This window comes from Shewanella cutis, from assembly GCF_022410515.1.
GTDB classification, from domain to species: Bacteria; Pseudomonadota; Gammaproteobacteria; order Enterobacterales; family Shewanellaceae; genus Shewanella; species Shewanella cutis.
In genome coordinates this window covers 131,254-139,711 of record NZ_JACSDI010000011.1, presented here as the reverse complement: position 1 = coordinate 139,711, position 8,458 = coordinate 131,254, and the positions used below count along the sequence as shown (strand labels likewise).

Sequence of the window (8,458 nt, the reverse complement as noted above, 5' to 3'; positions counted from 1 at the left end):
CTCAAATTGAGTGGCGTTTTTAAGCCGGAGTAGCTTACTTCGCTGTAATCTTACAACCTTCTACACTATCTGAGTTTTCATACACAATGTCACCCACTGGGTTGTAATCCGCAGCAACGATAGATTGTTTATCTTTCAGGAAAGAATACAGCAAATCTGCGTCAACATAGCCTGTTTGGATTGGGCTTGTCAGTTTTGGATAACCGTCACCGCCAGCCGCGTTAAAGCTAGGCACTGTAAACTTGTAGGTTGCCGTTGCGCTGAATGCTTTACCATTGATTTCATGAACTGTGGCTTTTTTCGCAACACAGTCAATGGTCATCTTCACACCCGTAATTTGCGCATAGCCACCAGAACCAATTTGCAGACTACCCACTGCACCTAAATAATCAGCAGCGGCAGCACCAGTCATCTCGTTTAAGGTCACCATATTGCCGAAAGGTTGAACGGTAAGTACGTCACGGTAAGTAATGTTACCAGCTTTGATAGAAGCGCGCACACCACCTGAGTTCATCACCCCAAAGTCTGCAGACACTTTACCACTTTGTGCCATGGCTAACATACGACCCAAGTTGGTCTGTTTGTTACGCACATTTGCACGCTCACCATCGAGCAGCGCATCGGTAGTCGCAATCACTTCATCTAACTTAGCTTGACCTTTCTCTTGATAGTAAGAAAGCAGCTCTTTTAACTCTGTATCAGGCTCAATCTTTTCACCGACGAGCACTTTTTTCTTGTTACCCGCTTCATCAGTGACTTCTTTAACTAAGTTCACTGGCACTAATTTGTAACTGGCTAAGTGAAGTTCACCATTGAAGTATTCAAAGTCCGCACGACCGACATACTTACCCCATTCGTGGGCTTGCATAATCCAAGTGCCATTTTGTTGATCTGGCGCGCAGGCATCGCCCGGTTTGAATGCCGCATAGGCCTTATTACCTTGCTCCATACATACGGGGTTTTGTGAATGGCCACCAATCACCACCTGTAAATCACCTTCCTTCAGTGAACGGGCTAACGCCACATCACCAGGAGCATTGCTACCATGTTGGCCATCGGCGTAGTGACCCATGTGTGTCACTGCAAAAATGATGTCCGCTGACTTAGCCTCTTTGATTTCTTTGATGACGTTGGCAACTTCTTTCTTTGGATCTCTAAACTCTAATTCACTGATATATTCTGGGTTACCGATCTTAGCGGTATCTTCAGTGGTTAAACCGATAACAGCTATTTTTACCCCATTAACATCGAAAATTTTATAGGCATCGAAATAGCGAGTGCCATCAGCCTTATAAATGTTGGCCGCTAACATAGGGAATTCGGCAAGGCTGCGTTGCATATCCACAACTGATAACGGATTATCAAATTCATGGTTACCGACTGCCATTGCGTCATAACCAATTTTGTTCATACCAGTAAAGTCAGGAATCGCATCTTGTAAATCGGATTCAGGCACGCCAGTGTTAATATCGCCACCAGAAAGTAATAGCGTTTGACCACCTTTCTTGCTCACTTCAGCACGAATTTGATCAACCAAGGTTTTCTGGGCGGCTAAACCATATTCGCCATCTTTGTTTTCCCAAAAACGGCCATGGTTATCATTGGTATGAAGGATTGTAAATGTTTTACAGGCAGCACCAGCTTCGGCGCAAGTTGTTGGAACTTTATCATCATCACTATTACAACCTGCTAACGCAGTCAGCACTGCAGTTGCAATGAGTCCTTTAATAAGCATATTTGTCATTACATCAACCCCTTGATTTTAATTATTTTATCATAGATAGATTGTGCGAGTACCATCAACTCTCGCGCCACGCATAATAGCAAAGAATAAAGATTAATTGTGTCATTTTTATTAATAAACGTGACTTTAATGTGGGATTTTTGGCGAGTTTTAATACAGATTTGTTTCAAATAAAAAATAAGCTAAACGGCTTATTTTTTATTTTGGGATTTAATAACAAATATAATTACAATTCTAAAGTTAAACGCTTTAATTTAAACAACTTAGAAAAAATAATGCACCACTGCATTGTTCTTTATAAAAAACATCAAGCGGCAAAAAGCCATTTACCGCATGATGGTTTTATCAGCATTTAGATTTAACTACATTTCAAAACGCTGCTGTAACCAAGTACTAATGGCTTTTAATTGTACAGGAATAACCGAATGTGGCATCGGATAGGTTTGCCATTGCACCTGATAACCTCCGGCAATTAACGCCTCTTTTGCCAATAATCCCGCCGATAACGGGACGACATCATCCTGCTCGCCGTGCTGAAGCAAAATAGCCGTATTAGCATTGGCCACACTGAGTTGGCTTGGCAATACATCAGCCGTTGGCAGATAGCAGGATAACGCCATAATACCGGCAAGTTTGTGTGGGTAACGTAATCCTGTGAACAGACTCATCACCCCACCTTGGCTAAATCCCGCCAGTACAATCCGCTCACTAGGAATACCTGCGGCGATCTGCTCATCAATCAGTGCCTGAACACTTAACTCGGATGCCATCACTCCCTGCATATCGGCTCTATCGTGTAAGTCCATGCTTTTAATGTCATACCAAGCACGCATAATATAACCACCGTTGATGGTCACCGCCTGCTCAGGTGCATGGGGGAAAATAAAGCGAATACTGTGATCCGCAGGCAATCCTAACGCGGGCACTACAGGAGCAAAACCTGCACCAGAATCGCCTAACCCATGAAGCCAAATCACAACGGCGGTCGCTTCAACTTGGGGTTCAATCACAATACGTTCAAGCGTCATACTGATATATCCTTTCTAAATCAAATTGAAAATTAAAGTTAAATGTCATCAAGCCCATTCGACAATATCCAAGTGTGCTTACAAATAATCAATCCCGAGCAGTGCTTGCAGTGATTGCAACTGGTCTGAGTTATCTAATTTAATGCTCCAACGAACGCTGCCGCCATTGGCGATGATCATCGGAGGGTCAAGCCTAAGACTTACATCCTCAGCACTCGCTTGAAGCACAACATTGGCCACACTTAGTCTGATCTGTACTTCAAACTCAGTTGCTATCAGCTTACCCTGTGAAAAATCCAGTACCATAGTTGTCCAGTTCTAGTCATAAGACATTGTTAACATCGCGCCATAATAACAAAGTTACTTCGCACGCGATGATTTTTTAAAACAAGATCAAGTTTGATTACATTTTAGTGCCAGCTAAATAGCCACAAACCTACAGAGTTCGAGTAAAATCAGGGCGCAACGGATATGGCCTCTCGCGGCTCGCATTCCTCTTCACCCTAATAATCATTATCATACTGGGTTTGTTATATGTTTTTATCTCGTCGTGCCCTCATTAGCAGCGCCCTGTTGATGCTGCTGCCATTCGTTCAATATGCCAACGCGGCCGATAGTTTACCTAACAGTAATCTTGCCAGCGTCGCCACTAGCCCATTGCACTCAGTCGCAGATAACCTGACTTTTGCAAATTACCAACAGGTCAGCATTCAGCATATTGAACTGGCGCTGAACGTGGATTTTGAGCTGCAACAACTCTCGGGTAACACCATTCTCGAGCTGGATTGGCATAAAGCAGGCAAAACTCTAGTGTTGGATACTCGCGATCTCACGATTAACAGTGTGAGCATGTTAAATGCGAAAGGACAATGGCAAGCCGTGCCCTTTCGTCTCGGCGCTGTCGATAAAGTCAAAGGCGCGGCGCTTACCATCCAATTCCCTCAAGAACGGGTCGCCAAGGTAAAAATAAATTATCACACATCCAATAATCCATCAGGTATTCAATGGGTTACTCCAGAGCAAACCCAAGGCAAACAGTGGCCATTTATGTTTAGCCAGAGCCAAGCTATCCACGCCAGAAGCTGGATCCCGCTGCAAGATACGCCCGCAGTGCGGCAAACCTACAGCGCCACTGTTACCGCCAAGCAAGGCATTAGTGTCGTGATGAGTGCCGACCGGACAAGTCTGTCCGATACACAAACCCACTTCACCATGCCGCAGGCGATTCCAGCCTATTTGATTGCCATTGCTGCTGGCCACTTACAATTTGCCGCCTTAGATAAGACCTCTGGCATTTGGGCCGAGCCCGAAATGCTCGCCAAGGCCAGCAAAGAGTTTACCGATACGCCAGCGATGATCGCCATCGCCGCAAAACGTTATGGTGATTACCGCTGGGGTCGTTACGATCTGTTGATCCTGCCGCCCAGCTTCCCCTTCGGCGGCATGGAAAACCCTCGCTTATCTTTTATTACCCCCACAGTGATTGCGGGGGATAAAAGCTTGGTGAGTTTAATCGCCCATGAACTTGCGCACTCTTGGTCTGGCAATTTGGTCACTAACGCGACTTGGCGTGACCTCTGGCTCAACGAGGGTTTTACCACCTATGTTGAAAATCGGATTATGGAAGATCTCTACGGCCGCGACCGCGCATTGATGGAGCAAACCATTAGTTACTCAGAGCTGCTGGCAGAATTAGCCGAGTTGCCCGCAGGCGACACCATTCTGCATATTGACTTAGGTGAGCGCGATCCCGACGATGCCTTTAGTGGCGTGCCCTATGTCAAAGGCCAATTATTCCTGCGCTTCCTTGAACAAAAATTTGGCCGTGAACGCTTCGATAACTTTGTCAAAAGTTACTTTGATCACTTTGCGTTTCAAAGCATTACCACGGAGCAATTCCGCAACTATCTCACGCAACATTTACTGCAACGCTATCCTAATATCGTCAGTGAATCCGAGGTTGATACATGGATTGAGGGACAAGGTTTACCGCCATTTTTAACACCGCCCAATTCACCCGCCTTCGATGATATTGACGCCCAGCGCCAAGCTTGGTTGGATGGCAAAGCAAAGGCTAGCGCACTCAACACCCAAGATTGGACTGTGCATCAATGGCTGCGATTCATTAACGAAATGCCACGGTTAAACCTGACACCTGCACAACTTTTAGAACTCGATAACGCCTTTCATTTTACCGGCACCAGCAACAACGAAATCGCCTTTGCTTGGTATTCCCTCGCCCTCGACAATCGCTATTTCAGCGTATTAACTGCATTAAAGCTGCATTTAACCGAAATAGGCCGGCGCAGGCTGATTGTGCCTTTGTACCAAAAACTGGCGAGCAGCGAACATTACGACTGGGCAAAAACCGTCTACCTTGCAGCGCGCAGCGGCTACCATCCACAGACTCAAGCCAGTTTAGATATGATGTTTAGCGATACTCCCATTGAGCATCAACATTAACTACAAGTGAAGATTGAGCTGGAGTATGAAAACTAAGGATTAGCCAATTGCATGTCAGTTCATCGAAGTAAGCGCGGTAAAGAGCGATTTGAGGTGAATTTACTGTCCCTAAATGAGGTTATACCAATCACATTAAATATCTAATCAGTTCAGAGCCTCACAGGCATCTCAATCCAAGGCGCATTGACGAAGAAATGGTATTCCCTTTTAAGTCAATGTAACACGGGAGTGAGATGCCTGTGAGGCTCCCGCTGAATGAACAGATATTTAATACGATTGATATTAAAGCAGCATTCAGATATTAACCCAACAAAAAAGCCCAAACTTAGGTTTGGGCTTTGCTTTATCATCAGAAGGTGTTTGTATCGCAGCACTTAAAATGCGCCAGCAGCGCTATCAAACATCACACTCTGGCCGACTAGTGGTGATGACCACCGACACCATGGGCATGACCATGAGCAATTTCTTCATCGCTCGCATCACGGGCGCCAACCACTTCGATATCAAAAGTTAAGTCACGGCCCGCTAATGGATGGTTGACATCCACGGTAGCCATAAATTTACCGACTTTCACGATTGTCACTTGGCGTTGACCGTGGTCAGTATGAACCACCACCGTCATACCAGGCTTCCACACGCTGGCGCCTAACAGGTGCTTAACCGATACACGTTGCTGCGCCGCTTCACCTTCAATACGTTGGCCATAGGTTTCAGCACATGGCAGCGTCACAGTGAACTTTTCACCGACAGCTTTACCGTTAATCGCATTCTCAACACCAGGCATCATGTTGTCATGACCGTGTAAATAGGCGATCGGCTCGCGACCTTCATTAGTTTCAATCACTTCGCCTTTTTCGTCGCGCAGAGTGTAATTAAACTGCACAACCATATCGTCTTTAATGTTCATCGAATATCCTTTGACTTGCTTCGATTTCAAATGTCGGCCGAGCTTAGCAAAACTGGTCATTGCACTCCACTATTTTATCCCCGCTCATCTTTCTGCGATGACACGCGCCAATCCTACTGCTTAAGGATTCAATCAAACTGGAGACGGAGGATTGGCAAAACCACTGCGCCAATATGGCGCAGTGGTTGTTTCAAGCATAGCCTACGGGCGATTAGCTAAAACGAGGCGTTTATTAGAGTGAAATACCTAAAGCAGTGAACACTTCTGGGCTTGGAAAACCATCGGCAATCATATTGTTACTGCGTTGGAATGCCTGGATCCCCGCAGTAGAATTGCGCCCAAGCACGCCGTCTGGTTTACCAACATCAAAGCCGGATTCATTCAGTTTGGTTTGTAACTGTTTGATTAGCTCACGGCTTAAGCGAGGCTGATCGGGTGGTGTCACCTTGAGCGGTTCACCACCATTAATCCGGTCTGCCAAATGGCCTACGGTGATGGCGTAAAATTCAGAGCGGTTCCAACGCATAATCACATTGAAGTTTTCATAACCTAAGAATGCAGGGCCCGTATGACCAGAAGGCAAGTACAGTGCAGCTTTCAGATCGATAGCAGGTAAAGGCAATCCATTCGTTTGCAACACAGATTGCGCCACCCATTGCGACAAAGGTTGAGCCTGTTTTGCTCCAAGATGTTCGTAACCAAAATTGCTTGGCAATAACACTTCACGCCCCCAGCGTTCGTTACGCTGCCAACCTAAGTGTTGCAGAAAGTTTGCCGCAGATGTGAGAGCATCTTCTGTGCTATTCCACAGATCCGCTTTACCGTCCCCATCACCATCGATGGCGTATTTAGCATAAGCCGAGGGCATAAACTGAGTATGCCCCATGGCGCCCGCCCAAGAACCCACCATAGTACGCTTATCGAAGCCATATTTTTCTTTTAACTTAAGCGCTTGCATCAGCTCAGACGTAAAATAATCACTTCGACGTGGCTCGCAGGCCAAGGTCGCGAGGGAATCTAAAACGGACATTTTGCCTTTATAGGAACCGTAGTTGGTCTCCAGCCCCCAAAAAGACAGAATATATTGTGGCGGCACGCCATATTGCTGCGCGAGTTGTTCAAGCAACACTCGGTGCTTTTTCAGCAGACGTCGACCTTCATTCACTCGCCAATCGGTTGCCCGTTTGGTGAAGTAATTGGTGAAAGTTTGGCTAAATTCAGGCTGAGCTTGGTCAAGCTCAATCACCTTAGGCACAAATTGCAGACTGGCCACAGTGTTATTAATGGTCTCTTCGGATAAACCTTCACGTCGAGCACGCGTCTGGAGGTTTGCCACGCAAGTCGGAAATGCTGCAGCATGACTGGTGATAATCTCGCTCAATTGCACTTCTTGCGCAGCAGCTTGCGTCTGTACGATAGCCGTTTCACTATTATTGCTAGGCGTACTGCTAGACGTTGGCGAGCTAGAACAAGCACTTAAGCTCACACACGCGGTGATACTCGCAGCAAGATAGTACATTCCTTTTGCTTTCATCAAATCAATTACTCCTCAATTCAGTGCTAAGGGATACCTTAGCTGAGCCAAGCACGAGTTGGGTATTGACTCATGCCAAGAGAGATACGATTTTTAGCCACAAAGAGGTTGCTAGCTTAATTCAAGAATATACGAGAATGCGCAACGGCCAAAAATCCACAAATGCATTTTCTCCCCCACAGGAAAATCCACCAGATGCGCGTAATTCAAGTTAATCCCGATTTACGCCTCTAGAGCGCACATCCTGACCCATCGCGCCCGTCAACACAATGCTCATCGCAACAAATACCCAGATAAATACACTTATTGCTCAGTTAAACTACAGCGAAAAAATCTTAACAAAGAATCCCTTGGCCTATCTAGCCGTTGCCGTATAATGGGTTGGTTAACAGCATACTTCAAAGAGACCTATCATGACTGAAATCAACGCAGCTTTAGCAGGCTTTATCGAAAATGTAAAAGAACATCAAACACTGTGGGGTTTGATGGATGAGACTGGCGAAGGCTGGGTGGTTTGTGACTCTGGTGAGTTCGAAGACACAGATGTGATGCCGCTATGGTCAAGCGAAACGCAAGCAAAATCACACTGCACCGAAGAATGGAAAGACTACCAAGCCGTTGCGATTAGCCTCGAAGAATTTCTTGAGTACTGGGTATCGGATTTAAACGATGATGGCGTATTAATTGGCGTTGATTGGCAAAGTGATGAGGATTGTTTAGAACTCGATCCTATCGTACTTGCCAAAGATTTAGTTGATGTTGAAGAAGTCTAATCTCATCAA

General features: G+C 45.8%; 7 protein-coding genes. 2 read left to right on the top strand and 5 right to left on the bottom strand.

All coding sequences use genetic code 11. From position 1 onward, the window contains the following. Positions 1-34: 34 nt before the first annotated feature. The 3 genes from ushA to H9J30_RS14850 all read right to left on the bottom strand — a co-directional run bounded on the left by ushA (position 35) and on the right by H9J30_RS14850 (position 3,078). Positions 35-1,744, bottom strand: coding sequence for a bifunctional UDP-sugar hydrolase/5'-nucleotidase UshA (gene ushA, locus H9J30_RS14860; RefSeq protein ID WP_240131692.1), 1,710 nt, complete (start codon positions 1,742-1,744; stop codon positions 35-37). Between the two features lie 362 nt (positions 1,745-2,106). Further along, complete coding sequence (locus tag H9J30_RS14855) at positions 2,107-2,772, bottom strand: alpha/beta hydrolase (RefSeq protein WP_240131691.1); 666 nt, start codon at positions 2,770-2,772, stop codon at positions 2,107-2,109. A 78-nt stretch (positions 2,773-2,850) separates the two neighbouring features. After that, a complete protein-coding gene (locus H9J30_RS14850; protein ID WP_240131690.1) occupies positions 2,851-3,078 on the bottom strand; it encodes a DUF3389 domain-containing protein in 228 nt (75 codons plus the stop codon). A 228-nt stretch (positions 3,079-3,306) separates the two neighbouring features. On the opposite strand from H9J30_RS14850, the gene H9J30_RS14845 reads away from it, so the two are divergent. After that, positions 3,307-5,235: a M1 family metallopeptidase gene (locus H9J30_RS14845; protein WP_240131689.1), complete on the top strand. Its 1,929-nt coding sequence runs from the start codon at positions 3,307-3,309 to the stop codon at positions 5,233-5,235. A gap of 418 nt (positions 5,236-5,653) precedes the next feature. Here the strand turns inward: H9J30_RS14845 and H9J30_RS14840 are convergent, their stop codons facing one another. Together H9J30_RS14840 and H9J30_RS14835 are read right to left on the bottom strand one after the other, a co-directional pair. Further along, the gene (locus H9J30_RS14840; protein ID WP_240131688.1) at positions 5,654-6,142 is read right to left on the bottom strand and encodes an FKBP-type peptidyl-prolyl cis-trans isomerase; all 489 of its coding nucleotides are present in this window, start codon (positions 6,140-6,142) and stop codon (positions 5,654-5,656) included. A 232-nt stretch (positions 6,143-6,374) separates the two neighbouring features. Continuing rightward, positions 6,375-7,676: a lytic murein transglycosylase gene (locus tag H9J30_RS14835; RefSeq protein WP_427915919.1), complete on the bottom strand. Its 1,302-nt coding sequence runs from the start codon at positions 7,674-7,676 to the stop codon at positions 6,375-6,377. Positions 7,677-8,089: 413 nt separating this feature from the next. Between H9J30_RS14835 and H9J30_RS14830 the strand changes: the two genes are divergently transcribed. Beyond that, positions 8,090-8,449, top strand: a complete 360-nt coding sequence (locus H9J30_RS14830; protein WP_240131686.1) for a DUF2750 domain-containing protein — start codon at positions 8,090-8,092, stop codon at positions 8,447-8,449. The last annotated feature ends 9 nt before the right edge of the window (positions 8,450-8,458 follow it).